The sequence below is a fragment of the Chryseobacterium sp. 2VB genome, assembly GCF_005503635.1.
Taxonomy (GTDB): Bacteria; Bacteroidota; Bacteroidia; order Flavobacteriales; family Weeksellaceae; genus Chryseobacterium; species Chryseobacterium cupriresistens.
The window spans coordinates 107,199-133,027 of record NZ_SCNC01000010.1 but is presented as its reverse complement, the minus strand read 5'-3'; the positions used below and the strand labels follow the sequence as shown (position 1 = coordinate 133,027).

General features: G+C 36.1%; 22 protein-coding genes and 1 other RNA gene. 12 read left to right on the top strand and 11 right to left on the bottom strand.

Annotated features, from left to right (window positions below; genetic code table 11):
- The first annotated feature begins 11 nt into the window (after positions 1–11).
- Positions 12–554, top strand: coding sequence for a ribosome maturation factor RimM (gene rimM, locus FFS26_RS11705; RefSeq protein ID WP_137905101.1), 543 nt, complete (start codon positions 12–14; stop codon positions 552–554).
- Between the two features lie 70 nt (positions 555–624).
- Here the strand turns inward: rimM and FFS26_RS11700 are convergent, their stop codons facing one another.
- The 5 genes from FFS26_RS11700 to FFS26_RS11680 all read right to left on the bottom strand — a co-directional run bounded on the left by FFS26_RS11700 (position 625) and on the right by FFS26_RS11680 (position 6,191).
- Positions 625–2,277: a serine hydrolase domain-containing protein gene (locus FFS26_RS11700; RefSeq protein WP_137905100.1), complete on the bottom strand. Its 1,653-nt coding sequence runs from the start codon at positions 2,275–2,277 to the stop codon at positions 625–627.
- Positions 2,278–2,373: 96 nt separating this feature from the next.
- The gene (locus tag FFS26_RS11695) at positions 2,374–3,288 is read right to left on the bottom strand and encodes a helix-turn-helix domain-containing protein (protein ID WP_110010098.1); all 915 of its coding nucleotides are present in this window, start codon (positions 3,286–3,288) and stop codon (positions 2,374–2,376) included.
- A gap of 170 nt (positions 3,289–3,458) precedes the next feature.
- On the bottom strand, positions 3,459–4,298 hold the full coding sequence (locus FFS26_RS11690) for an SDR family NAD(P)-dependent oxidoreductase (RefSeq protein WP_137905099.1): 840 nt from the start codon (positions 4,296–4,298) through the stop codon (positions 3,459–3,461).
- Between the two features lie 160 nt (positions 4,299–4,458).
- Entirely contained in the window at positions 4,459–5,265 is an 807-nt protein-coding gene (locus FFS26_RS11685; protein WP_137905098.1) for a helix-turn-helix transcriptional regulator, read from the bottom strand.
- A complete protein-coding gene (locus tag FFS26_RS11680; protein ID WP_137905097.1) occupies positions 5,262–6,191 on the bottom strand; it encodes a helix-turn-helix domain-containing protein in 930 nt (309 codons plus the stop codon). Before FFS26_RS11680 ends, FFS26_RS11685 begins: the two co-directional genes overlap by 4 nt.
- 243 nt (positions 6,192–6,434) lie before the next feature.
- Here FFS26_RS11680 and FFS26_RS11675 point away from each other — a divergent pair, with 243 nt between their 5' ends.
- The 5 genes from FFS26_RS11675 (at position 6,435) to rpoN (ending at position 13,455) form a co-directional block, all read left to right on the top strand.
- Positions 6,435–7,097, top strand: coding sequence for a hypothetical protein (locus tag FFS26_RS11675; RefSeq protein ID WP_137905096.1), 663 nt, complete (start codon positions 6,435–6,437; stop codon positions 7,095–7,097).
- Between the two features lie 18 nt (positions 7,098–7,115).
- On the top strand, positions 7,116–7,757 hold the full coding sequence (locus FFS26_RS11670) for a hypothetical protein (protein WP_137905095.1): 642 nt from the start codon (positions 7,116–7,118) through the stop codon (positions 7,755–7,757).
- 159 nt (positions 7,758–7,916) lie between these two features.
- Entirely contained in the window at positions 7,917–9,644 is a 1,728-nt protein-coding gene (locus FFS26_RS11665; RefSeq protein ID WP_137905094.1) for a helix-turn-helix domain-containing protein, read from the top strand.
- Between the two features lie 738 nt (positions 9,645–10,382).
- Complete coding sequence (asnS, locus tag FFS26_RS11660) at positions 10,383–11,831, top strand: asparagine--tRNA ligase (RefSeq protein ID WP_110010058.1); 1,449 nt, start codon at positions 10,383–10,385, stop codon at positions 11,829–11,831.
- A 160-nt stretch (positions 11,832–11,991) separates the two neighbouring features.
- On the top strand, positions 11,992–13,455 hold the full coding sequence (rpoN, locus tag FFS26_RS11655) for an RNA polymerase factor sigma-54 (protein ID WP_110010057.1): 1,464 nt from the start codon (positions 11,992–11,994) through the stop codon (positions 13,453–13,455).
- Between the two features lie 46 nt (positions 13,456–13,501).
- On the opposite strand, the gene FFS26_RS11650 is transcribed toward rpoN, so the two are convergent.
- The 3 genes from FFS26_RS11650 to FFS26_RS11640 are packed head-to-tail and all read right to left on the bottom strand — an operon-like array spanning position 13,502 to position 16,344.
- On the bottom strand, positions 13,502–15,127 hold the full coding sequence (locus FFS26_RS11650) for an AMP-binding protein (RefSeq protein WP_110010056.1): 1,626 nt from the start codon (positions 15,125–15,127) through the stop codon (positions 13,502–13,504).
- Between the two features lie 58 nt (positions 15,128–15,185).
- The gene (locus tag FFS26_RS11645) at positions 15,186–15,860 is read right to left on the bottom strand and encodes a beta-carotene 15,15'-monooxygenase (RefSeq protein WP_110010055.1); all 675 of its coding nucleotides are present in this window, start codon (positions 15,858–15,860) and stop codon (positions 15,186–15,188) included.
- Entirely contained in the window at positions 15,853–16,344 is a 492-nt protein-coding gene (locus FFS26_RS11640) for an RNA polymerase sigma factor (RefSeq protein ID WP_002976998.1), read from the bottom strand. Before FFS26_RS11640 ends, FFS26_RS11645 begins: the two co-directional genes overlap by 8 nt.
- Before the next feature lie 188 nt (positions 16,345–16,532).
- Between FFS26_RS11640 and rnpB the strand changes: the two genes are divergently transcribed.
- An RNA gene (gene rnpB, locus FFS26_RS11635) (RNase P RNA component class A) lies at positions 16,533–16,857 on the top strand.
- Positions 16,858–16,955: 98 nt separating this feature from the next.
- Here the strand turns inward: rnpB and FFS26_RS11630 are convergent.
- Entirely contained in the window at positions 16,956–17,825 is an 870-nt protein-coding gene (locus FFS26_RS11630; RefSeq protein WP_137905093.1) for a polyphosphate kinase 2 family protein, read from the bottom strand.
- Positions 17,826–18,081: 256 nt separating this feature from the next.
- Positions 18,082–18,546 carry a DUF1573 domain-containing protein gene (locus FFS26_RS11625; protein WP_110010053.1) on the bottom strand — a complete coding sequence of 155 codons (465 nt, stop codon included), beginning with the start codon at positions 18,544–18,546 and terminating at the stop codon, positions 18,082–18,084.
- A gap of 128 nt (positions 18,547–18,674) precedes the next feature.
- Here FFS26_RS11625 and FFS26_RS11620 point away from each other — a divergent pair, with 128 nt between their 5' ends.
- From FFS26_RS11620 to FFS26_RS11600, 5 genes are all read left to right on the top strand, one after another.
- Positions 18,675–21,290 (top strand): valine--tRNA ligase, encoded by a 2,616-nt coding sequence (locus FFS26_RS11620; protein ID WP_110010052.1) that lies wholly within the window; start codon positions 18,675–18,677, stop codon positions 21,288–21,290.
- A gap of 86 nt (positions 21,291–21,376) precedes the next feature.
- Complete coding sequence (locus tag FFS26_RS11615; protein WP_110010051.1) at positions 21,377–22,012, top strand: DUF4241 domain-containing protein; 636 nt, start codon at positions 21,377–21,379, stop codon at positions 22,010–22,012.
- 67 nt (positions 22,013–22,079) lie between these two features.
- Complete coding sequence (locus tag FFS26_RS11610; RefSeq protein ID WP_110010050.1) at positions 22,080–22,970, top strand: PfkB family carbohydrate kinase; 891 nt, start codon at positions 22,080–22,082, stop codon at positions 22,968–22,970.
- Positions 22,971–23,060: 90 nt separating this feature from the next.
- Complete coding sequence (locus FFS26_RS11605; RefSeq protein ID WP_110010049.1) at positions 23,061–23,906, top strand: serine aminopeptidase domain-containing protein; 846 nt, start codon at positions 23,061–23,063, stop codon at positions 23,904–23,906.
- Entirely contained in the window at positions 23,903–24,547 is a 645-nt protein-coding gene (locus tag FFS26_RS11600) for an HD domain-containing protein (RefSeq protein WP_137905092.1), read from the top strand. The genes FFS26_RS11605 and FFS26_RS11600 overlap by 4 nt, the downstream gene beginning before the upstream one ends.
- On the opposite strand, the gene FFS26_RS11595 is transcribed toward FFS26_RS11600, so the two are convergent.
- Positions 24,544–25,791, bottom strand: a complete 1,248-nt coding sequence (locus FFS26_RS11595; RefSeq protein ID WP_137905091.1) for an outer membrane beta-barrel protein — start codon at positions 25,789–25,791, stop codon at positions 24,544–24,546. The genes FFS26_RS11600 and FFS26_RS11595 overlap by 4 nt on opposite strands.
- Positions 25,792–25,829: the final 38 nt, after the last annotated feature.

The window sequence follows — 25,829 nt, the reverse complement described above, 5'->3', positions numbered from 1 at the left end:
CAAACCCTGTTATGCGTAAAGAAGATTGCTATTTTTTAGGAAAAATCACACGCAGACACGGACTTGCGGGTAACGTTATCCTTAAATTGGATACCGACCAACCCGAGCTTTACAATAAATTGGAATCAATATTCGTTGAAATCAACGGATTATTGGTTCCATTTTTTATTGAAAAATCATCATGGAGCAAACTGGATGCTCTGAATCTTGCATTCAAAAACTCTTCTGAAGCTATGGTAGATCAGGTGCTGGGTAAAAGTGTTTACCTTCCGCTTGCTTCACTGCCTAAACTTTCAGGAAAACAATTCTATTACCACGAAATCATCGGATTTGAAATTCTTGATCAGAATGATAGTAACTGTGGCGTGATCAGATCTGTGAACGATCAGACAGCGCAGGTGTATTTCATTACCAATCTGGATGGAAAAGAAGTGGTTATTCCAATGATCAAAGACTGGATTCTTGAGGTAGACAGAGAAGAAAGAACCATCAAAATGGAACTTCCTGAAGGTCTTATTGATGTTTTTCTGGTTCCTTCAAAGAAAGACGAATAGCTTTGCAATAAGCAATAAGCAATAAGCAATAAGCTATTCTTTCTCACTTTTCTACATTACTCATTACTGATTATTCATTACTCATTTTTAAGGCGGGTAAAAGATAATCCTGTACTATTTTTTCAGATTGCCGGTGCGCGTAGGGCTTGTTGTAGGCTTGCGCTGTAATTACTATGACAACTGGTATCTGAGTGAAAATAATAATCTTATTTCCTCCATTTCCACTGGATTGGAAAGCTTCATAACGGTTGCCGCCGGATGTGTAGACTTTTCTCCAGAACAGATAGCCATATCCTTCGAAATCAGGATGATCAGGAAAATAGTTGGTGAAGGATTTTTTAATCCATTCCTTACTCAATATCGTTTTTCCATTCCAGTCGCCATTATTTTGATACAACTGCCCGAATTTTGCAAGGTCCAGTAGTCTCATACGGAGTCCTCCCGCCAAAGAAGGCTTTTGCTGTGGTGTAAACTGCCATTTATAGCTGGTGATTCCGAGTGGCTGGAATAATGTTTTATCTGCATAATTTTTTAAACCTTTTGGAACTGTTTTATCCAAAATATCTCCGGATAATACAACACCTGCCGTAAAATAACACCAGTTTTTACCGGTTTTATTCCCTGTCAAAGGCAGATCCAGCGTAAACTTTACCCAGTTTTCTGTCGGGTACATATTTTCTTCATTTCCCGGAGATTCAGAATCTTCGTCGTTTCCGTCAAATCCTGAACTCATTGTCAGTAAGCTTTTTATAGTAATATTTTCTTTTTGAGAAGAATAATTTTTAAAAAGTTTAAGATCATAAAATTCTTTCAGAGTTTGATTTTCACTTTTTAAATATCCATCCTGGATTGCAATTCCCGTTAAAGCAGAAGAAAATGATTTTCCCACAGAGCGCGTATCCTGTAATGAATCTCTTCCGGATCCGTTAAAATATTCTTCAAGGAGTAATTTTCCTTCCTTTATAACAGCTATTCCGGTGATATTTTTGAACCTGTTTTCTGCAATTTTCTTATTCAGAGTTCTGATGCTTTCCGTATTGATTCTTTCCTGTGAAATATTCCAACCGCTATTGGACTGAATAGGTTGAATGGCGATTTGCTGCTCTGTAGTGTTTTGAGCAGGAACAGTAAGATTGATTTGTCCTTCTGCAATGACTGATCCCGTTTGGATCGTAGAAGTATTGATATAAGGTCTGATTTCAATTTTTAAAATATGATTTCCTGCTGTCAGCGCATCAATTCCGTTATGAGCCATATAAAAACGCATCCATAAATACCTTCCCCAGGAATCTTCATTTTTGCTGCTGAGAAGAGGAATTCGTAAGCTGGTTTTGAATTTTTTATGGTCGGAAGTTCCCGCTCCTGTATTGATATTTTCCTGATAAATAAGTTTTCCGTCTACATAAAATGAGAACTGATAATTTCCTTTTTTCAACAATTCATCCATAGTCCAGCCGGGTTCAAGCTGATGAAGATAATTGATCAGCGAGTTATCAAAAAAAGCATGAATACCAAGATCTCCGTTTTCCTGAAATACCGCAGAAGTGAGAATATCTGAATCTTTCAGGTTTTCCAGCGGCGTATTTTGTGAAAGAAAAAGAATCCTTCCATTATTTTTTTTCTGAACCGGATTTTCAATTTTTTCAGGATTGACAATATTGTTGTTTTGCCCGTGATGTAGACAAAATATAAAAATAAAGATCAATAGTAGAAATGATTTCATATCAAAGAAGTATTTAATCAAAAATAATAAACTTCTTTAGAGTGAAATAGAATGAAATTAACATTGCTTTTTTATAATGATCATTACAAAGCAGTGCTAATTGAAAAGCTTTCTGAATTCTCCTGGTGACTGATTTGTTTTTTGCTTAAAAAGTTTGCTGAAAGACTGCGGATGCTCAAAGCCCAGCTCATAAGCAATTTCACTGACAGACAAACTGGTGGTGCTTAAACGTTCTTTTGCTGCATCAATTAATTTATTCTGAATATGCTGCTGTGTATTTTGCCGGGTGTGAAGACGTAAAAGCGTTCCAAGATAATTAGGTGAAATATTCATCTGCCCGGCAATACATTTCACTGTGGGAATTCCGTTTTCAAGGAGGTTTCCGTTTTCAAAATATTGAGAAAGAATGTCTTCAAATTTATATAACAATTCGTGGCTTGATTTTTTTCTGGTGAAAAACTGCCTTTCATAAAAGCGGTCTGAATAAATCAGTAACAATTCAATCTGGGCAATAATCAGATCCTGTGTGAATTTATCAATATTGGCCATATATTCCCGTTCGATATTTTTAAATAGATCAACAAGAATTTTCTCTTCCTTATCAGAAAGGAAAAGTGCTTCTTTCACCTTATAACTAAAGAAATCGTAAGACTTTATTTTCCGGGTTAATGAAGTATTCCACAGAAAATCAGGATGGATAAGCAATAAATATCCTGTAGGTTCTGCTTCTATATCCGGATTGATTTCCAGGCTTAAATACTGTTGCGGGGAAACGAAACAGAGCACTCCGGAGTTAAAGTCATATTGTTGCTGCCCGTAATTGAACTTTGGAGTAACATTTTTTTTCAAACCAATGGAATAAAAATTCTGAATCCATCTCAATTCTTCATTTTCCACAACATACCGGACCTTGCTGTAATCGATCAGGCTGATCAGCGGATGCTCAGGATTCGGAAGTCCGCAGAAAGCATGAAAATCGGATATAGAATTAAAACGAACAGGTTGTTTCATAATAGCTAATTTAGTTGTTTTTTCAAAATGATAACACATTGATTCAAAAAGTCTTCGGCTCCGCTAAGACTGACCTCATTAAAATTTTATATTGAATTCAGGAATATAAATTAAAACATTCAGTATTAGAAATGTCATCCTGAGCGGAGTCGAAAGACATGATTATTTTATTAAATTGCAGTAGAAACAGTCAGGCTTTCCCATTTCTCAGCATCTTTCTTTAAAATATCAATTTTGTTATTCAGAAATTCCATCGTTCCTACACCCAATAATAAATGTACCGGAGGATTTTTCTCTTTACTGATCTGAATCAGAACATCCGCTGCTTTTTCAGGATCGTTAGGCTGATTTCCATTGATTTCATTAAGGTGAACCTGTTCCGAATTTCTCGCTGCTTCATAAGCCTGGATAGGATTGGCAGGCGTTTTCACAGAATCCTTAGTTAGAAAATCGGTACGGAAATATCCCGGGTAAACCACGGTAGCATGAACTCCGAAATCTTTTACTTCTTCAGCCAAAGCTTCCGTAAATCCGGCAACCGCAAATTTTGTAGAACAGTAGATTCCCCAGCCTGGAAAATTAGCAGAATATCCTCCGACAGAAGAAATATTGAAAATGTTTCCTGACCTTTGTTTACGCAGATAAGGCATGGCGTTTCGGATCACATTTAAAGTTCCGAAAACATTTACAGCATAATTTTCTCTTGCTTCCTCATCAGTAAGTTCTTCAAGCGTTCCGATCTGGCCGTAGCCTGCATTGTTGACCACTACATCAATTTGTCCGAAATGGTTTACTGTTTTTTCAATAGCAGATTTGATATCATTATTGTTTGTGATGTTTACGCTGAGCGGAAGGAAGTTTTCTGAACTTTCTCCAATGTTGGAGATCAGGGATTCAACGGTACGGCTTGTTGCAGCAACCTGAAATCCTTCTGAGAGTAATTTTTTTACCAGCTCGAATCCTAAGCCTTTTGAAGCTCCTGTCACGAACCATACTTTTTTTGTTTCCATTTTTAAATATTTTTTTGTTTAAATGATGGTACAAAGATGAAAACTTACGAAAAGGGAAATGTATCCAAATCGGGGAATGATGTATCCAAATCGTGAATGATGTTATTTAACGCGTGTCAGTCTCAATGAAATGTAATGAAGAATCTCAAACAATCAAGTTTCAATGATTTTTCAACAGATTCCTGTATTTCAAAGGAGTAATTCCGATATTTTCTTTAAAACATCGGATAAAGTGACTCTGATCTGAAAAACCACATTCCAGAGCAATATCCGTTAAAGAAGAAGGTGAATTGAGAAGTTCCATTGATTTATTAATCTTTAATTTTCTGAGATATTCCCCCAGATTGCAATGGAAATGTTTATGAAATTCCCTGCTGAGATGAACAGGATGGATGTTCAGTGTTTTGGAAAGTTCTGTAAGACTGAGATTTTCTGTAAAGCTTTCATGCAGAATTTCATTGATCCGGCCTACCCACAAAGGTTTTCTTTCTGTATTTTCCTTCTGATGAGTTAACTGGTTGAAAAGATGCAGTAATAACTGATTAATATTTAGATCAAAAGAAATATCATTGGTTTTGGTTTCTTTGAACATCTGATAAACCAATAGTTTTAAAGCAGGATTTTTGATATTAAAACTTCCTTCCACTTTATTTTTCTGAATATCAAACCGATCAAACCAGCTTTGCGAAAGCTCAATGTGAAAGCCTCTTGTGAAAATATCCGGTTTACGATTATAGTGCGGATCTTCCCAATGATGATACAATAATGTCCCTGCAGAACAGCCGTAGGTTTCTTTTCTGTTTCCTTCTGTCATGGTGCCCTGTAGAAGAAAAGTGAAATAAGCATTTTCATGATAGTGCCAGTCTACGTAAGGATGAGTATACTCCGTATCGGTGATGGTCAATCCTTCCAAATTGACCATTTGATTGGTTTCCCCGAAATATTCGCCGCTACGAAGACTGTTCATGATAAATTTTGTTTTAATCTGTCGATCTGCTCATACATCTTATTAAAAAATATTTTCCTCTCTCTGTTTCCGGATTCGTTCAGTGATCTTGAGTTTTTGATCTGATGTTCAAAATAGCTCAGAGAATCTTCACACGTCATTTTATCATTGGTCATCATATATCCAAACATGCTGAAAGGCACAAAAAAGGAACACTGTTCTTTATTTTTGAATAAAATACTGTTGTTTAAAATTACTAAATCATTGACATAGATCTGAAAATTATTTTTTTCCAGTGTTTTAGTCTCCAGTTCTTCCAGTAATGTTCTTAGGTCTTCCAGAATAAGATCCACTTCATTTTTCTTTAATAATCCCATTTCATAATAGAACGAAATTTGTCTCAATACACTCATAATGGTAGTGTCATTCCATATTTCCGTTACATTTTGTTTATCATAAAGATCTTTCAGCATCTCGTTTTTTACAGAATGGTATTCCATAGTAAACTCATGGAAAGGGCTTAAGAACTTATCCTGATTTAATAAATTCATCCAGACATAAAACTTGAAACGGGATAACATTGAATCTGAAATGGTATAAAAAAACGGGATGTCTTTTGCAGAATAAAATACTTTGGAATTGTTAATGTTCTGAAAAACATTCAAAATCTTCAGAGAGTTTTCAAAATAGTTTAAAAGATCTTCCGTAGTTTTTACAGGCTGTGTTCTTTTGACAACCAATTGATTTTCCGTTCCCAGAAACTGATCCAATGAGATCTGATAGTATTTGGCGAGCTCCAGTGCTTCCTCAAAACTGAACCTGGCTTTCATAGAAGTTCTTCTGTGAGCGGCATCATAACTGATATTAAGAATGTTGGCGATCTCATCATTCAAAGATTTCTCACCAATTTTTCTTCGGATTTCCTTCAATAAAGCCTCCTGGTGCATAGTTTTGTGATTTTCACAAATGTAGTATTTTTTGTGGAAAGAGTTTTTGATTGTTTGTTTTTAGAAGGCTGGAAGCTTGAAGCTGGGAGAAGGGAAGTATTGGATGTCGAAAGGACCCTTCTTCCTGCTTCCAACCCGCATTTTGCGATTTTCGCAAACAGGATGTTTTTTTTAATTTTTTTTCACATTCGGAACTGGATCTTCAGCAGATAATTTTGAACTGTAATTTTAAAATAACGAGTTATGAAAACACGGATCTTATTAATAGCAGTTCTTTTAGTCAATACTCTGATGTATGCCTCAGACAGCCTGAAAGTAGATTCTTTGAAACCAAGACTGATTGCCGCTTCACCCTCAAAGACTGTAAAAAATGTCAACGGAATTTTATTTAAATATTATGATGATGAAGATCATTTTAAGCCTAAAAAGGTAAATGGCTTAGGCATGGGATTCAATTTTGTGGGCATTTTCTTGCCGCCATTAATGCTTTTCAACCTACAATTACCAGGTAATAATGATTATGTGGTAGTTCCCCGCAAAAAAATGAATACTATTAACGGTCTGCAGTTGTCGCTTATCAATATGGAACCTACCGTCACAAACGGACTGGAAATTAATGTATCGAGTAATATCAATACGTATGCGGTGACCAATGGAATGTCTGTTTCTCCCTTTTTTAATGTGCATCACGAGATGAAAGGTGTTTCTGTAGCGCCATTGGCCAATATCGGGCAGAAATGCAGAGGAATCCAGATCGGTTTGTATAATCAATGTAAGGATTTCCGGGGCATCCAGATTGGTGGTTGGAATGAGAACGGAAGAAGGAAGCTTCCTCTTATCAACTGGAATTTTAAGAATCAGAAAACAAAAAAGGCGCTGCAGAAGAGCCACCATAATAAGTTTTAACCATTACATCATCAAGCCATGAAAAATTATACGCTGATCTTATTTTTACTGATGCTGTCAATACGTGTTTTTTCACAAAATACAGTGAATGATACCTTGAAAACCCATATTGAAGAACCTTTCGATTATAAAAAATATTATGAGTGTGATTTTGGAGAAGGGAATGTTTTGATTGTCATTAAAAAAGGAAAAGAATTTACAGATCTGACAGATTTAAGAAAATCCGGGAAAGGTTTTGCCATTAAAATGGAAGCCATCTACAGTATGGAATTTGAGGATGGGCAAAGGTATGAATCAAGTGTGGTGAAAAGTATTACCTTGGACAGTATTTCGATCACAAATTTTTTCAATGAGAATGCTGCGAAGCTCGCAGGACAGCCCTTTAAATTAATTACCTATCCTCTGTCATCTTTGAAATATGTCCGCTTTATTGACGACAGAATGCTGTCCTTGTATAGTAGGAAAAATATTCAGAAGAATTTTAATCTTATTGTAAAGAAAATGGATAGGGCGAAAATGTGTCCTGCAGTAATTCAATTCAGAGATAGAAACAATGAAATGAAGGTATGTCATTTTTATCTGACCTCTCAAGGATATGATCTTCTCTATGAAAACAACGGAAGGGTATATTATATGGAAGGTAAAGTAGAATGGAAATAATTTTTGAAGAGGGTACAGTTTTTTAAGGCTGTTCTCTCTTTTTGTTGATTAATTTCCATTACTTCTAATGAAAATATGGATAAATACACGAAAAAAGCAAAAGCTGTGGTGTATCTACTGAAGAAAAATAATATTTTTGTAATATAGCCAGGATGACTGATGAAAATAAAATATTTACTACTGTGTTTGATTATGGGAATGGTGTTTTCTCATGCAAAAGCCCAAAGTATAGAAAAAAATAACCTGAGACAACGGACTTATGAGGAATTGGAAAAAGAATTCTATAGTAACCGTGTGGGAGAGGGAAACAGTAAAATTATTGCACAAAGTTATCTTAAAAAGGCAAAATCTGAAAAAGCGGTTAATCATATTGCTGAAGGATATGTTATGCTTCATTTTGACGAAGATTTACCCAATGCATTAAAATATCTTGACAGCTTACAACAGATCACCAGGAATTCCAAAGAAAATACCTATCCCGCAAGAACCTATTTATTAAGAGGAAACCTGTATTTCAAGACTGATAATCTCCAGGCTGCATTAAACAATTATATCCTGGGATTAAAATATGCAAAAGAAAAGGGAAATAAAAGGCAGATTGCCATGGCACATATCAATATTGCCTACCTGAATAATTATATCGGAAAACATCAGGAAACAGCAAAAGTACTGAGGCACTATGCTTATGATACCGATTATATGAATGAAGATGAAAAGAAATCCCTTAAATTGAATCTGGCAGACGCCTATATAGAGATCAATAAAATGGATTCTGCCTATGTGCTGATACAGGAGGGTATGCTGGATTCCCAAAAAAACAAAGATGCTTACCGCTATCATCAGAACCTTGGGCTGCTGGGATCTTATCATCTGCATTTGAAAAATTATAAGAAAGCAATTAATGCCTTATTGGAGTGCGAAAAATATTTCTTTACAAATACTAATGATAAAAGAGACCAGAATTACACTCTTTTATATCTGGGAAAATCCTATGCCGGGCTTCAGGAAAAAGAAAAAGCAGCAGGATTTTTCCACAGGATCGATTCTTTGGTTCTTAAAACGAATTATATTTATCCCGAGCTGAGAGATGTTTACACTTACCTGATTGATTATTATAAAGAAAATAATGATAAAGAAAAACAGCTGTATTATGTGGACCGTTTTTTAAAAGTGGATCAGGTGCTGTATACTCAGTTCAGGTATATTTCCAGAGAGCTTCCCAGAAGATATGATACTCCGGAGTTGCAGCAGGAGAAAGAAGATATTACCAATGAACTTACAAAAAGAAAAAGCCTCTTTTATATCGTGCTGAGTCTTTTGTTGATTTCCCATTTGCTGTTTATAAACGTTTATTTTAAATATAAAAAATCTGAAAAGAACTATAAAAAGATCGCTCAGGATCTTATTCAATCCGTTAATGAAAACAGGGTAGGGAAAAAAAGTGACGGGGAAATTAAAAAGGAAATTTTATCAGAACCTCTTCTCACAGAAAATACAGAAGATAAAGCATCAAGAACTATTTCTGAAGATATTGCCAGGAATATTTTACATGAACTTGAAATATTTGAAAACAATGATCAGTTTTTGAATAAAGGAATCACGTTGGGAAGTCTGGCCAAAAAAATAAAAACAAACTCAAAATATCTGTCAGAAATTATCAATACTTACAAAGGGAAAAATTTTGCAACCTATCTCAATGATCTTCGTATTGATTATGCCATCAGCAGACTGGCCAATGACAAAAAGTTCAGGTCTTATAAAATTCCTTTTATCGCCGAAGAATTAGGGTATAATAATGAACAGGCTTTCACTTTAGCCTTTAAAAAAAGAACCGGAACACCACTTTCTATCTATCTGAAAGAAATTGAAAATATGTCTTCATATTAATTTAATCAACTGGCTTTTAATTATTTATTGTTTATAAATTCATGTTTTTAGGTATATAAATTTATGAATCTATAAACCATTCACTTGTATCATTCTTCCACTTCCTGCATCTTTGCTTCAGGTAAAAACACAACCATTTATTTTGTATGTGCACAATACAAGATATCAGTTTCAAACTCCTGATTATTTAAAATTCAGGTCTGGAATTCTATCAGAAAAATGAATAACAAATGAGGATAAAAACAGAAATAATAACCAGAAAATTAAATGTAAATAATGGAGTACTTGTTTAGAAATTGAGAATATAAAGTGTAGTGATCATTTAAAAATCATTAAACAGTATAAATCCGGTGAATCCGCCACAGTTTAAAAGTATAGTATAGTCTAAAAATGGATGTAAGCCCCGGTAATGACCACGAACGTATCACCTAAAAACTAATAACCATTTCAATAACTAATTCCATGAAAACTCAGAATAAAATCATATTTTATTCTTTTTAAAAGTGATAGTGAAGTGTTCATTCCGGGTATTCCGGATTTTATTGAAGTTCAGGATAATATTGAGTGGAAATGTACCTGAAAATGAAGAAGAGTTCGAAGAAGAGAAGGTGAATTTCCTGAACGGAGAGTTTAAATACCAGTTAAATGATTTTTAAAGACAGCGCAATCATCAAGTTGCGCTGTTTTTTTGTAACTTTGCAGACATTAATTTTTATATAAAAAATTTATCATCAACAAATGAAAAAGCAAACGATCAAAGAAATCCTAAAGGATTACAAGAAAGTATTACATCATGACATTACTGTTTACGGATGGGTAAGATCCTTCCGTGCTAATCGCTTTATTGCGCTTAATGATGGTTCTACGATTAATAATTTGCAGATAGTTGTTGATTTCGAAAATTTTGATGAAGCAATCATCAAGAATATCAGTACGGCTTCTTCCCTGAAAGTGGTAGGAGAAGTGGTGGAAAGCCAGGGAGCAGGACAATCTGTGGAAATTATTGCTAAAAAGATCATTATTTTAGGAGATAACTTTACAGAAGAACTTCAGAGTACAATTCTTCAGCCTAAGAAACACAGTCTTGAGAAACTTCGTGAGCAGGCTCACTTAAGATTCAGAACAAACCTTTTCGGAGCGGTGTTCAGAGTGCGTCACGCAGTAAGTTTTGCTGTTCACTCATTCTTCAACCAGAATCAGTTTTTCTATATCAACACACCAGTCATTACAGGAGCAGATGCAGAAGGTGCAGGTGAAATGTTTGGGGTAACCAACTTTGATCTGAACAACATGCCGAAAACTGAAGAAGGTGAAATTGATTTTGCACAGGATTTCTTCGGTAAAAAAACAAACCTTACCGTTTCAGGACAGCTTGAAGGAGAAACTGCAGCTATGGGATTGGGAAGAATTTATACATTCGGACCTACTTTCCGTGCTGAAAATTCCAACACGACAAGACACCTTGCCGAGTTCTGGATGATTGAGCCGGAAGTAGCATTCAACAACCTTGAAGATAACATCGACCTTGCGGAAGATTTCTTAAAATATGTGATCCAGTATGTATTGGATAACTGCAAAGATGATCTTGAGTTCCTGGATAACCGTTTTGCGGAAGAACAAAAGACAAAACCGGAAAAAGAAAGAGCAAAAGAAGGTCTTATCGAAAAACTTCAGAATGTGGTAGCGAAGCGTTTCAAGCGTGTAAGCTATACGGAGGCGATCGAAATTTTATTGAACTCTAAAGAAAATAAAAAAGGAAAATTTGTTTACCCTGTTGAAAAATGGGGAACAGACCTTCAGTCTGAGCATGAAAGATACCTTGTTGAAAAACACTTTGAAAGCCCGGTAGTATTATTTGACTATCCGAAAGAAATCAAAGCTTTCTATATGAAACTGAACGATGACAACAAAACCGTTGCTGCTATGGATGTTCTTTTCCCTGGTATCGGTGAAATCATCGGAGGATCAGAGAGAGAGGCAAGATTAGATGTCTTAAAACAGAAAATGGCAGATATGCACGTAGATGAGCATGAACTTTGGTGGTATCTTGATACCAGAAAATTCGGTTCTGTGCCGCATGCAGGCTTCGGTTTAGGATTGGAAAGACTGGTTCTTTTCGTAACAGGAATGACGAATATCAGAGACGTAATTCCTTTCCCTAGAACACCGAAAAGTGCTGAATTCTAGAACAATAAAAAAAGCCTTAATCACAAGTTAAGGCTTTTTTTATTCTTTAATAGTTTATTATATTAGGACAAGTAATGCAAAAATCATGCTAAATGTGTTTTTTGTCAAATAAATTTATTAAATTCGTAGAATATGTTATGTTAAAACGCCAAATAAGAATATGCTTAAACAACACTTACAACTCAAATTAGGACAGAAGCTGGCCCCTCAGCAGATTCAGTTGATGAAGCTTATTCAGCTTCATACTCTTGAATTTGAAGAGGAGTTGGAGAGAGAGTTGGAAGAAAACCCAGCTTTGGAAATTGCAAAAGAAGATTCTAAGGAAGATGACTATTCTTCCCTTGAAGACGCTTATCAGGATGAGGGTACAGACAGCATTGAGACAGATTTCGACGTCAACGAATATATCTATGACGATGAACCTAGCTATAAAACCGCATCCAGCAACTATTCTCCGGATGATGAAGAATTTGATAATGAGAGTCTTTTAACGGAAGGACAGTCCTTATATGATTATCTTACAGAACAGATTCACCTGGTGAATATCGGTGAGGAAGATCTTAAGATTGCAGAATACCTTATCGGAAATTTAGATACAGACGGATACCTGAGAAGAGAGATCAAATCAATTGTTGACGATCTTGCCTTCTCACAGGGAATATATACCACTAAAGAAAGAGTGGAAGATATCCTTGAAAATTATGTTCAGAAGCTGGATCCGCCGGGAGTGGGAGCAAGAGGTCTTCAGGAGTGTCTTTTACTGCAGATCGAAAAGAAAGTAAGCTCTGATAAAGCCGTTTCTTTGGCTGCCAATATCTTAAGACATCAGTTTGATGCCTTAACCAATAAGCACTATAACAAGATCATTCAGAAATATGATATTGAAGAAGATGATCTGAAAGATGCGCTGGATGAAATCTCAAAATTATCTCCGAAAGTTGGAGGAAACTTTGATACCCAGACAATTACGATCAATCAGGAAATTATTCCGGACTTTGTAATTCAGGTGAAAGACGGGCAGGTAATTCCTATGCTGAACAGCAAAAATGCGCCTACTTTAAGAGTGTCTGAAGAATATAAAGATATCCTGACAACCTATTCCCATGATAAAAACTCATCGGAACACAAGCAGGCTGCTTTATTTATCAAGCAAAAACTGGATGCTGCAAAATGGTATATTGATGCAATTAATCAACGCCAGAATACCTTATTACAAACGATTACAGCGATTGTAAAGTTCCAGAAGGACTATTTCATTACAGGTGACGAAAAGTCTCTGAAACCGATGATCTTAAAAGATGTTGCTGATATTACAGGTTTTGATATCTCTACCATTTCAAGGGTGGTAAAAAGCAAATATGCTGATACGCCTAACGGGATTGTATACCTTAAAGATCTGTTCTCAGACAGTTTAACCAATGACGATGGAGAAGAAGTTTCTACCAAAGAGATCAAAACCCATCTTCAGGAAGTGATCAGTAAAGAAAATAAAAGAAAGCCGCTAACAGATGATGCGTTGGTGGTGATCCTGAAAGAGCAGGGCTATAATATTGCCAGAAGAACGATTGCAAAATATCGTGAACAGCTCAATATTCCTGTCGCAAGATTAAGAAAAGAACTTTAAAATATAAAAAAGCATTTCAGACTGAAATGCTTTTTGTTTTTTAATTTTAGCCCTGTTTTACATGTTCCAGGCCCAGCTCCCTCATTGAAATTTCCCTCATTTCCACCTTTCTTATTTTTCCGGAAATGGTCATTGGGAATTCATCTACAAATTTCCAGTATTTCGGAACTTTATAGTGGGCTATCCTTCCTTTGCAGTATTCCTGAAGTTCTTCTGCCGTGATGGTAAATCCTTTTCTCACCTTTATCCAGGCCATTACTTCTTCCCCGAATTTCTCACTCGGAACTCCAATGATCTGAACATCCAGAATGTTGGTATACGTATATAAAAAGTCTTCAATTTCTTTAGGCGAAATATTTTCTCCGCCACGGATGATGAGGTCTTTTATTCTTCCTGAAATGGTAATATAACCGTCTTGGTCCATTACAGCCATATCTCCGGTATGCATCCAGCGGGCATCATCCAGTACTTTCTTTGTATTTTCAGGATCATTCCAGTATTTCAGCATGACAGAATATCCTCTGGTGCAAAGTTCACCATGCTCTCCACGTTTTAAAGTCCTTCCGTTTTCATCAATGATTTTGATCTCAAGGTGATCCTGAACGGTTCCTACAGTGCTGACCTGTTTTTCCAGCGGTGTTCCTATTAAAGTCTGAGTAGATACTGGTGAAGTTTCCGTCATCCCATAGCAGATGCTCATTTCTTTAATATTCATCAGGCTTTCCACTTTTTTCATAATCTCCGGAGGGCATACGGAACCAGCCATAACACCGGTCCTTAAACTTGAAAAATCATAGCTGTCAAAATCTTTTACTGCCAGTTCCGCAATAAACATGGTTGGCACGCCATACAAAGAAGTGCATTTTTCGTCTGAAACAGCTTTTAAAGTAATCTCCGGATCAAAGCTGTCATTCGGAATTACCATACAGGCTCCGTGAGCTGTGCAGCACATATTTCCGATAACCATCCCAAAGCAGTGGTAAAAGGGTACCGGAATGCAGACGCGGTCTTTCTCAGTATATTTTAATCTGATCCCGATAAAATAACCGTTATTGAGAATATTATGATGAGAAAGTGTGACCCCTTTCGGGAAACCGGTTGTTCCGGAAGTATATTGGATATTAACAGGATCGTCAAACTGTACATGTTCTTCAAAACTGTGAAGTACTTCGTCTGAAATTTCCTGGCCGTTATTCACAAAATATTCCCAGTTTTCATCAAAGAATATTTCATGCTCCAGGGTTGGACAAACTTCTTTTGCATATTCAACCATTTCTTTATAATTGCTGGTTTTAAAGCTTAAAGAAGAAAAAATAAAACGAACTTCGGACTGATTGAGTACATAGGTCAGTTCATGAGTTCTGTAAGCCGGATTGATATTCACTAAAATAGTTCCTATCCTGGCAGTGGCATACTGTAAAAGTACCCACTCATAACGGTTGGAAGACCAGATCCCGATTCTGTCACCTGCTTTTGCTCCTAAAAACAATAAAGCTTTTGCAACAGCTGTGGTCTGATTGTAAAATTCCTGATAAGTCGCTCTGTAATTCTGATGAACGCAGACAAGTGCTTCCTGGTGAGGGTATTTTTCGACAGTACTTTTAAGATTGGCTCCGATGGTCTGTCCTAATAATGAAACGTCAGAAGTTCCATACACATAAGATAAGGGCATAGTTTAAGATTTGGTGGAATAAAATTACTGATTATATCCCGAACTATGCCTATGTATATTAATTTTCCTGAGAATCTATCTCTTTAAGCTGCTTAAGATTTTTATCAAGCTTTTTAATAATAGTACCATATACCAGTCTGTAATAAACCCAGATCATAGATACTGCCAGTAGTGTGCTGACAGTAATTCCAACAATAATGATGGTGAGACTGGAGCTGGTAGGCTGTATATTCTGGGAATCTAATATATATAATATAAAAGCGATCAGCACAAAAGTGAATAGCAGCAGCAATACAATGCTGATCAGAATAAAGGCATTCACCGTTCTTTTGAACTTGATGATTCGTGTGATAAGCCCTTTCAGATTTTCCTCGATCTTTATTTTCCGGTAATTCTGATAGAATTTCAAGACGAAATAAGCTGTAATCAACAAGCTTAAGATTTTTATAGCCAGATAGGCATGGCCGAAGTTGCTTTCTACTTCAGGAGCTTCCTGCGCACCCAATCTTGTCAGCATTTTACGAAAACTTTCCGACTCTTCTTCCTGAAAAAAGTAGAACAACCCAAATACAGAAAAGAACAGGAATTCAATAACGCTGATCCAGAAAATATACTTCACATAATTACGTGATTTTCTATTCAACATCTGAAGAATCTCCTTGTTGTCATATTTAGGCTGGACAGGTTGTTCCTGCCATGTTTTCTTAAAGCTATCTAAATCAAATTCAGGCATATTTTTCCATCTGTTCTTTAAGGGTTTTCTTTAATCTGTTCATTTTTACACGTGCATTAACTTCAGTGATTCCGAGGTTTTCTGCAATGTCCTTGTAAGGCAGATCGTCAAGATACATCATGACAATGGCTCTTTCTACATTAGGAAGAGTCTTGATTACCGTATACAAAAGTGATACCTGCTGCTGTTTTTCGTCATCATCTTCCACAAAATCTCTGTGGTTGATATCAAGCTCATTGGTAGGAAGACTTTTGCTTTTTTTTCTAAAGAGGGTAATGGCTGTATTGAGCGCTACACGGTACATCCATGTGGAAATTTTAGAGTTTCCTTTGAAAGAATCATAACTTCTCCAGAGCTGTAACACGATTTCCTGGAAAAGATCCTCTTCATCTTCCAGAGAATTGGTATACAAACGCGATACTTTAATAATCAGTCCCTGATTATCTTTGATAAGCTGCGCAAATTCTTTTTCTCTGGAATCCATAGATATATAATGGCACGAAGATAATAATAAACTGGTAATTAGGGGAAAATTATCATGTAAAATAGTAAAAAGGTAAAAAAACGCAAGAATAGTATTGATATATCTATATCGTTTACTCAGTACTAAGACCATTTAGCCATTTTACCGTTTTGCCTTTTTACCACAAAATTTGTGTACCTTTGCCTCCGCGAGAAAATCGGCTTGTTGATTTCCCGTTTTACGGGAGGTAGGAAAGTCCGGACACCATAGAGCAGCAAAGCGGATAACATCCGTCACCCGTGAGGGTAGGACAAGTGCAACAGAAAGCAGGTACAGTTCGGCTGTAGTGAAACCAGGTAAACTCTTTGCGGTGCAATGATAAGTATATCGGTTCTTTTCAGCAATGAAAATAGGGGCGGCTCGTCCTGAAAGCCGAGGGGTAATCAGCTCAAGTATTGCAGCAATGTAATACGTAGATAAATAACAGGCACTTCTTCGGAAGTACAGAATCCGGCTTACAGATTTTCTCGTGGTTTTTTTTAAGCTGGAAGTCATAGGCTTGAAGAATGAAGTTTCTCAAAACGTAATGATTTTAAATCTCCGTCTTCACGCTTCCATCATCCAACCCTATTTTATTCACTTTCCAATTGTCTTTTGGATTCCTGTAATTCCTGTCTGTCCTTATCGGAAAGAGTAGGATATTTGAGATTCATTTTCTCCAGGGTATCAATAATAATCTGAATAGCTGCTACTCTTGCAAACCATTTACTGTCTGCCGGGATTACATACCATGGAGCATAATCTTTTGATGTTTCATTGATGGCTTCCTCATAAGCTTCCATATATTGGCCAAACAACGCTCTTTCAGGAAGATCTCCGGCTGAGAATTTCCAGTTTTTTTCCTGTTCATCAATTCGGTCTAAAAGTCTTTGTTTCTGTTCATCCTTAGAAACATGTAAAAAAATCTTGACAACGGTTGTTCCATTCTGTGAAAGGTGCTTTTCAAAATTGCGGATGCTCTCATACCTGTTTTCCCAGAATTTGCTGTCAAAATCTTTTACGGAAGACCATGTCTTTTCACTCAGATTATATTCAGGATGCACTTTACAAACCAAAATACTTTCATAATGAGAACGGTTGAAAATCCCGATCATTCCTTTCTGTGGCAGTGCCAGATAATGCCTCCATAAAAAATCATGAGAATATTCTTTGGAGCTTGGTGTTTTAAAACTGGTTACATTACATCCCTGAGGATTCACTCCTCCGAAAACATGCTCAATCATACTGTCTTTCCCTGCTGCATCCATAGCCTGTAATACCACCAGCAAGGACTGACTTCCGTCAGCATATAATTTTTCCTGCAGCTCACGAAGTTTTTCCTTCTCCTGAATCAGCATTTGCTCTCCTTCTTCTTTAGTGAGCTTTCCATTATAAGATGTTGATGCCTTTTTTATCGAAAATTTTCCGTTTACCTTAAAGTTATCTGAGAAATCGGTGTCCATATTTTTTTTATTTAAAGATAAAAGTAAAAAGATAAAAGTAAAAAGATAAAAGTGAAGATGTTATTACAATTCAATAGGGTGGGTTTTAGCCCAGCCATTTAAAAAAAACCAAGGAGCTAAAATCTAAATCATATATATGATCAGCGTTCATACATTTACTGCCATCTATTACCTATCATCTTCCACCTAATCAAACATAAATGTAATAAAAAAACCGCCTCAATAGAGACGGTTCCTTTATTTTTTTGAGTAGAGCTTACTTTGCAGCAGTCTTTTTTGCAAGTTTTGCAGCTTTTTTCTCAGCTTTGGCAGCCTCTTTCTGCTCAGCAGGAGTCAGTACTTTTGGTTCAGGAGCGTTAGCATCTACGTTACCTTTGATGTAGATTACACTTCTGTTGTTTGCAGGATCATTAGAGAAAACCTCAATCATTTTGTTGAAAGGGCCAGGGATCGCTGTATTGTATCCAACCTTGATCTTCGCAGACTTTCCAGGCATGATAGGGTCCTGGCTGAATTCAGGAGTTGTACATCCACAAGAAGGTTTTACATTTGAAAGAATCAAAGGCTTATCCCCGGAATTCGTTACTGTAAAGAATCTTGTACCGTCAGCATTTGGCTTAATAGTACCGTAATCGAAAGTCGTTTTATCAAATGTAATGGTTTGTGCAGATGCCAGAGCAAATGTCCCGAATAGTGCAATTCCTGCAATTAATTTTTTCATATTCTTGAATGTTAATACGTTTGTTAGATAAATTTTGTGAAACAAAGTTAAAAATTATTTTAATTCATGCTTAAAAATTTTTTTCTTTAGACTATTTTTGCAAATTGCAAGCCAAAGAAATAGAATTTATGCAGATTTCAGAAAAGTACAATCCACAGGAAACAGAACAGAAATGGTACAATTACTGGCTGGAAAACAAATATTTCCACTCAGAACCTAACGACAAACCACCCTATACCGTGGTCATTCCTCCGCCAAACGTGACGGGGATACTGCACATGGGGCATATGTTGAACAATACCCTTCAAGATGTTCTGGTCCGTCGTGCAAGAATGCGCGGGTTTAATGCTTGTTGGATTCCGGGAACAGACCATGCTTCAATTGCTACTGAAGCTAAAGTTGTTGCTAAATTGAAGTCTGAAGGAATCAATAAGTCAGATATTACCCGTGAAGAGTTTTTAACCCACGCATGGGACTGGACTCACAAATACGGAGGAACTATCCTTGAGCAGTTGAAAAAACTGGGATGTTCATGTGACTGGGACAGAACCCGGTTCACTATGGAAGATAAACTTTCGCAGCAGGTTATCAAAAGTTTCGTAGACCTATATAATAAAGGACTCATCTATAGAGGATATAGAATGGTGAACTGGGATCCGGAAGCGAAAACCAATATTTCTGACGAAGAAGTTATCTTTAAAGAACAGAACGGAAAATTATATTTCCTTAAATATAAGATTGAAGGTTCAGAAGAGTTCCTTTCAGTTGCTACTACGCGTCCTGAAACTATTTTTGGGGATACAGCAGTATGTATCAATCCGAATGATGAAAGATATGCACACCTGAAAGGTAAAAATGTAATCGTACCGATCGTTGACAGAGTAATCCCGATTATTGAGGATGAATATGTTGATATTGAATTCGGAACAGGAGCTTTGAAAATTACTCCTGCACATGATATCAATGACTACGAAATCGGACAGAAACATCAATTAAAAATGATTGATGCGCTGGATGATGATGGAAATCTTAATGAGCATGGTTTACATTACGCAGGGAAAAACAGATTTGACGTAAGAAAGCAGATCGCTAAAGAACTTGAAGAGAAAGATCTTTTGCTGAAAGCAGAAGATTATGTAAATAAAGTTGGAACATCTGAGAGAACAGGTGCTGTTATTGAACCTAAAGTTTCTGTACAATGGTTCCTAAAAATGTCTGAAATTGCTAAACCCGCTTTGGATGTAGTAATGGATGACGAGGTTAAGTTCTATCCAGAGAAGTTTAAAAATACCTACAAACACTGGATGGAAAACATCCGTGACTGGAATATTTCCCGTCAGCTGTGGTGGGGACAGCAGATTCCTGCTTATTACTATGGAGAAGGAGAAAATGATTTTGTAGTAGCAGAAACTAAAGAAGAAGCTTTAGAACTGGCCAAACAAAAAACAGGAAATTCGGGTCTGACCGCAGAAAACCTTAGACAAGACGATGATGCATTAGACACATGGTTCTCATCATGGTTATGGCCAATGTCTGTGTTTGACGGATTACTTGATCCTGAAAATAAAGATATCAACTATTATTATCCTACTTCTGATCTGGTTACAGGTCCGGATATTATTTTCTTCTGGGTTGCCAGAATGATTATGGCCGGATTGGAGTACAGAAAAGAAGTTCCGTTCAAGAATGTTTATTTTACAGGAATTGTAAGAGATAAGCAGAGAAGAAAGATGTCAAAATCTTTAGGAAACTCTCCGGACCCTCTTGAATTAATGGATAAATATGGAGCAGATGGAGTACGTGTAGGAATTCTATTGAGTTCTGCCGCGGGTAATGACCTTCTTTTTGATGAAGATTTAATGCTTCAGGGAAGAAACTTCATGACGAAGATCTGGAATGCATTCCGTCTGATCAATATGTGGAATCATGAAGAGAAGCCAGCTATTGAAACCGATAATCAGGCTATTGAGTGGTTTGAAAACAAGCTTAATAAAACAATTGCTGAAATTAATGATCAATTCGAGAAATTCAGAATTTCTGATGCATTGCATTTGATTTATAAATTAATTTGGGATGATTTTTGCGGTTGGTATCTTGAAGCGATTAAACCTAACTATGGCGAAGGAATTTCTAAAGAAGTATATCATAAAACGATCTATTTCTTTGAAGAATTGATGAAGCTCCTTCATCCTTTCATGCCATTCCAGTCTGAAGAGATCTGGCAGTTGATTTCAGAAAGAAGTATTGATGATGCGCTGGTTATTGCTCAACAGAAGAATGCAGAAAGCTTTAATGAAGAAGTAATTAAAAACTTTGAAATCACAGCTGAATTGATTTCAGGAGTTAGAAACTACCGCCAGACAAAAGGAATATCACTAAGAGAAGCAGTTGAGGTTTATACCAATGCATCTGAATTTGCCAATGAAGCTGTAGTAAGAAAACTGGCTAATGTTTCTGAAATCCACTTCGGACAGAAAACAGATAAACCGAGCTTTACATTCCTGGTAGGAGCAACTGAAGTTTCTATTCCTTTAAGTGAAAACTTAGATTTAGGAGAGGAAAAAGCTAAAACTGAGGAAGAACTGAAATATTTGAAGGGATTCCTGGTTTCAGTAGAGAAGAAGCTTTCCAATGAAAAATTTGTTGCGAATGCAAAACCGGAAATCGTAGAAGTAGAGCGTCAAAAGCAAAAAGATGCTCAGGATAAGATTGCGATCCTTGAAGAAAAACTGAAAAGTTTATAAAGTATAGACAATAAATTTGTCAGAAATCTCAGGCTGGATACAGATGAAAATTGTATCCAGCCTGATGGTTTAAAAGAATAAATACAATGACACACATAGAAAACATAAAAAAACTATTCTCGAAAGACTTTGTAGAAAGTCCGTTGCTGGAAAGTTTTGAAGTAGGAAAGATCTATCTTTCCAGCGGAAAGCTGGTGGCCTGTGATCCTTTAATCACTAATGATATGCTTCCTTTTACCACAGAATTTCCGAAAGGTGATTTCTCTGTAATACTACACAAAGAACGAGAAAGTAACTGTGTGGCTTATGCCGAAATTATATTCAGCAATTCTGAAGTTAAAGATTGGAAACTGGCAACCACAGCAGGACAGAAAATAAAAGATCTTGAAGAAGGAGAGGTGTTTGGATATCCTGTGGAAAGCGGGATGGGATGCCTGATGGATGTCGATACCCAAAACAGTCTTAACGAACTGGAACAGAGATTGTATCAGAATAAAGGAGGAGATTTTATGGGAATCTATGAAGAGTTTTTCCATGATTATTTCTTTGATGAAAACGGAGCAATAGATCAATATGCCTTTCTTAAACCGGCAAAAGAACATCCCGGAACCATCTTTGCTTTTGAAACCGGATATGGAGAAGGATTTTATGCCAGCTATATCGCTTATGATAAAGATCAACAACCCGTGAAAATAATTACTGAATTTATTGAGATAAGTTAATTTTAAATTAGTTATTTTTGAGACACAATTTTGTCAGTTATAAATTTTAAAGCTAATACAAAACACAATGAATTTCTCATCAGAACAACCTCGTATTATTGTTGTGGGCAGCTCATCGATAGATTTGGTTCTTGAAACCGAAAAACTTCCTTTGCCTAACGAAACCGTCTTAGCTGTCAAATCAGATAGTTATTTTGGAGGCAAAGGTGCTAATCAATCAGTAGGTACAGCCAGGTTGGGAGCAAGTGTATACTTTATCGGATGCGTTGGGATGGATCCTCTTGGACAGCAGATCATGAGGAATCTGGTAAGCGAAAATGTAAATGTAGGATTTGTTCATGAAACAGATAAAGAAGCTACGGGAACTGCCTATGTAACGACTTCTCACGGGAATGCGGCAATTGTTGTAGTACCTGCAGCCAATAAATATCTCAGCAAATCGCATATAGATGAAGCAGAGAAATATTTCAACACCACCGATCTTGTGCTGGTACAGCTTGAAGTCTCTATGGATGTTGTAGAGCATACCGTTAAAAAAGCTAAAAAATATGGGAAAAAGGTAGGATTGTATGCCTCACCTGCCATGAGAGTCAGTGAAGAAATTTTAGAAATGGTTGACTTTATTGTGGCTAAGAGTAATGAGCTGTACGTTATTTTTGGGGAAGAAAAAAGAGAAGAAGTTCTTAAAAAATATTTCAATAAGGTATTTGTAAGGGATGACACCAATTCAACCATTTACTTTGATGGTACAGAAATGAAATATTACAGAAACGATAAAGACGAAAAAGTATATAAAATGGGAATGGGGGATGCATTTACATCAGGATTTGCCATTGCATTATGCCATGGGAATTCTATCGAAGATTGTGTGAAATTCGGGAATGAAGTTTCATCAAGGGTTTCCGGAGGTAAAGGCTCTCAGACAGGATTGCCAAGAATCTCAGATTTCTTTTCCTAAAGCTATTTACGACATATCAAAAGTCTGAAACTTAACATAAAAATATAAGTAAAATGTCCACTTTTATAGTGGATTTTTTCTTTTTATACTATGGAAAAACTAATATTAACCACAGAAGACCATGTCACACTAACTGCCCATTTGTTTAAACCGGAAAGAGACCATGGAAAATTATTACTGATCAATTCGGCGACAGGGGTAAAGCAGCAGATCTATTTTTCTTTTGCCAGCTACTTTTGTGAACAGGGATTTACAGTCATTACCTACGACTATAGGGGAATTGGACTTTCCAAACCGAAAAATATGAGAGGATTCCATGGCTCAATGAGACTTTGGGGGTCAAAAGATTATAAAACGGTAACTCAATATATCAAGTCAGAATATAAAGAATACAAAAAGTACTGCTTAGGGCACTCCGTAGGTGCATTAATCCTGGGAATGAATGAGGATTCCAATATCTTTGAAGAATTTGTTTTTGTAGGAACTCAAAATGCCTTTGTAGGAAACCTTAAAGGTAGAACAAAAGTTGAAGCGTATTTAGGCTTTGGAATTGCGCAGCCTTTAACTACTTCACTGTTAGGATATTTCCCGGCGCATTGGTTTGGATTGGGAGAAAGTCTTCCAAAAAATTGTGCATATGACTGGAGAACCTTAATTTTAAACAAGAAATCAACCAACAAGCTGTTGGAAAAAATTGATGATTTTTCTAAAAATTTAACCCAGAAAGTATTTGTAATCCGAGCTGAAGATGATGTATGGTTAACGGAAAAAGGAGTATTAAGTTTATTAAATAATACCTATTCAAATCTTAAACCTACGTACAGACTGGTGGCTGCTTCAGAATCTGATAAAAAAGAAATCGGACATATTAATTTTTTTAGAAGTTACAACAGCAAACTCTGGGATATTATTTTAAATGAACTGACAGATAAATGAAAAGTACGATTGATAACACTGTAGCATTTGTAAAAGAAAAATTAGAAGGAGCAGAAGCCGGACATGACTGGTTTCATATTGAAAGGGTCTGGAAGCTGGCTGTTCAGATAGCAGAAACAGAAGACTGTGACAAAGAGGTTGTAGAGTTGTCTGCCCTTCTTCATGATATTGCTGATCCTAAATTTCATAACGGAGATGAAACTATTGCTCCGAAAATATCGAGAGCATTTCTCGAAGGGCAGAATGTACCTGAAGAAACCATTCAGAAGGTTTTATTTGTGATCGAAAATATTTCGTTCAAAAACAGAGATCAGGCGCCTGTAAACCCACCCATTGAACTTCAGATTGTACAGGATGCAGACCGTATTGATGCCATAGGCGCTATTGGAATTGCCAGGACATTCAATTTTGGAGGTTTTAAAAATAACCTGATGTATCATCCGGATATGAAACCCAAACTGGGAATGTCAAAAGAAGAATATAAAAAATCTAACGGGACAACTATTAATCATTTCTATGAAAAATTACTGCTTCTGAAAGATATGATGAATACTGAAAAAGGAAAAAAAATGGCCGAAGAAAGACATAATTATATGCTGAATTTCCTCGACCAGTTTTATAAAGAATGGAATGTAGATTAGAAAATGTTATATCCCAGAATTAAGGAAACAGATTTAAGATCTGCATGAGGAAGATCCTTATACAGAATGTTGGTACGGTTATTAAATCTTGCTTCTATACTGAATTTATTATTGTAAGTAAATCCAGCGCCAAGTGAAGAACCTCTGAAACTTTGATTAGAAGCTAGGGCTATATTATCAAATACTTTTCCGTCATAATCTACATCTATAGAAGATGGGGAACTTGTTTTTATGTTGAATATGTTGATGGCAGCATTAACAAATATTTTTGATTTATCATTCAAAAACATAGAATACCTTATCCCTACCGGAATATTAATAGAAGAATAACTATCCATGGTAATATTATAGAGATTGTCCTCTGTTCGGATAGTTGTTTTTTTATTAGTATATTGTGAGTACGTTGGCTCAAGAATGATAGACCACTTATTTTTGTTGAACGGTAAAACCAATTCAGCTTCTAGCCCTACTCTGAAATTTGATGTTGAAGAAAAGCCAGGGTTGCTGTAAGAATCTTCTAATTTTAACGGTGCATAAAAATTAATTCCCGGTCTGATAGCAAGATTGAATTTCGCCTGCTTTTTATTTTCTGTAAAATTCTGATCATTGATTTGATTAGTTGTTGAACTATCAGAATTTTTACTATTATAAGCCTTAAATATTTTTGTTAAACTAGACGCTGTATATTGTGTTCTGTTTACTAATGTCTGGACATCACTGTTATCAGAAAAAATAGTTTTTAACTGATCAAGATATTGATCATTGGTAGCAACCTGGGAACTATTTCCATTAAAAAAATATTTTTTATAAATTAATGGATGGATGATCGCATCCGATTCAGAATAGAAATATCTTGTGATGTGGCCTTTATAAATATATAGTTTTTTATTTCCGGTAACGAGTTCTTTCAGGAATACGGAACTCTTTACAAGCTTTGGCTCTTTGGTATGGGAAAAACTGGAAATATCGTCTGATGAGTAGTCAATCTCACCATTATAAGTAACATATTTAGCATCATTATATATCCCGAATTCCTTAATTGTACTGGTTGTGCCTTTATCTTCAGCAGAGTTTTCATCTGTTTTAAAAACAAAACTGTCAGGATTGCTTACCCACCCTTTATTTTTGATCAGAACTTCTTTTTTTGTGTTATTTTGGTCTATAATATACCCTTTTTCAAACTTCACTTGTGCATAAAATGAAGCTATGCTAAAGAAAATAAGGCCAGAAAGTGTTTTTTTCATGGTTATCTAAAGTTAAAATATGGGCGCAAATATAGATA

Coding starts and splice junctions, on each gene's coding strand:
- rimM (WP_137905101.1), top strand. CDS start 12: ATGCGTAAAGAAGATTGCTATTTTTTAGGAAAAATCACACGCAGACAC.
- FFS26_RS11700 (WP_137905100.1), bottom strand. CDS start 2,277: ATGAAATCATTTCTACTATTGATCTTTATTTTTATATTTTGTCTACAT.
- FFS26_RS11695 (WP_110010098.1), bottom strand. CDS start 3,288: ATGAAACAACCTGTTCGTTTTAATTCTATATCCGATTTTCATGCTTTC.
- FFS26_RS11690 (WP_137905099.1), bottom strand. CDS start 4,298: ATGGAAACAAAAAAAGTATGGTTCGTGACAGGAGCTTCAAAAGGCTTA.
- FFS26_RS11685 (WP_137905098.1), bottom strand. CDS start 5,265: ATGAACAGTCTTCGTAGCGGCGAATATTTCGGGGAAACCAATCAAATG.
- FFS26_RS11680 (WP_137905097.1), bottom strand. CDS start 6,191: ATGCACCAGGAGGCTTTATTGAAGGAAATCCGAAGAAAAATTGGTGAG.
- FFS26_RS11675 (WP_137905096.1), top strand. CDS start 6,435: ATGAAAACACGGATCTTATTAATAGCAGTTCTTTTAGTCAATACTCTG.
- FFS26_RS11670 (WP_137905095.1), top strand. CDS start 7,116: ATGAAAAATTATACGCTGATCTTATTTTTACTGATGCTGTCAATACGT.
- FFS26_RS11665 (WP_137905094.1), top strand. CDS start 7,917: ATGAAAATAAAATATTTACTACTGTGTTTGATTATGGGAATGGTGTTT.
- asnS (WP_110010058.1), top strand. CDS start 10,383: ATGAAAAAGCAAACGATCAAAGAAATCCTAAAGGATTACAAGAAAGTA.
- rpoN (WP_110010057.1), top strand. CDS start 11,992: ATGCTTAAACAACACTTACAACTCAAATTAGGACAGAAGCTGGCCCCT.
- FFS26_RS11650 (WP_110010056.1), bottom strand. CDS start 15,127: ATGCCCTTATCTTATGTGTATGGAACTTCTGACGTTTCATTATTAGGA.
- FFS26_RS11645 (WP_110010055.1), bottom strand. CDS start 15,860: ATGCCTGAATTTGATTTAGATAGCTTTAAGAAAACATGGCAGGAACAA.
- FFS26_RS11640 (WP_002976998.1), bottom strand. CDS start 16,344: ATGGATTCCAGAGAAAAAGAATTTGCGCAGCTTATCAAAGATAATCAG.
- FFS26_RS11630 (WP_137905093.1), bottom strand. CDS start 17,825: ATGGACACCGATTTCTCAGATAACTTTAAGGTAAACGGAAAATTTTCG.
- FFS26_RS11625 (WP_110010053.1), bottom strand. CDS start 18,546: ATGAAAAAATTAATTGCAGGAATTGCACTATTCGGGACATTTGCTCTG.
- FFS26_RS11620 (WP_110010052.1), top strand. CDS start 18,675: ATGCAGATTTCAGAAAAGTACAATCCACAGGAAACAGAACAGAAATGG.
- FFS26_RS11615 (WP_110010051.1), top strand. CDS start 21,377: ATGACACACATAGAAAACATAAAAAAACTATTCTCGAAAGACTTTGTA.
- FFS26_RS11610 (WP_110010050.1), top strand. CDS start 22,080: ATGAATTTCTCATCAGAACAACCTCGTATTATTGTTGTGGGCAGCTCA.
- FFS26_RS11605 (WP_110010049.1), top strand. CDS start 23,061: ATGGAAAAACTAATATTAACCACAGAAGACCATGTCACACTAACTGCC.
- FFS26_RS11600 (WP_137905092.1), top strand. CDS start 23,903: ATGAAAAGTACGATTGATAACACTGTAGCATTTGTAAAAGAAAAATTA.
- FFS26_RS11595 (WP_137905091.1), bottom strand. CDS start 25,791: ATGAAAAAAACACTTTCTGGCCTTATTTTCTTTAGCATAGCTTCATTT.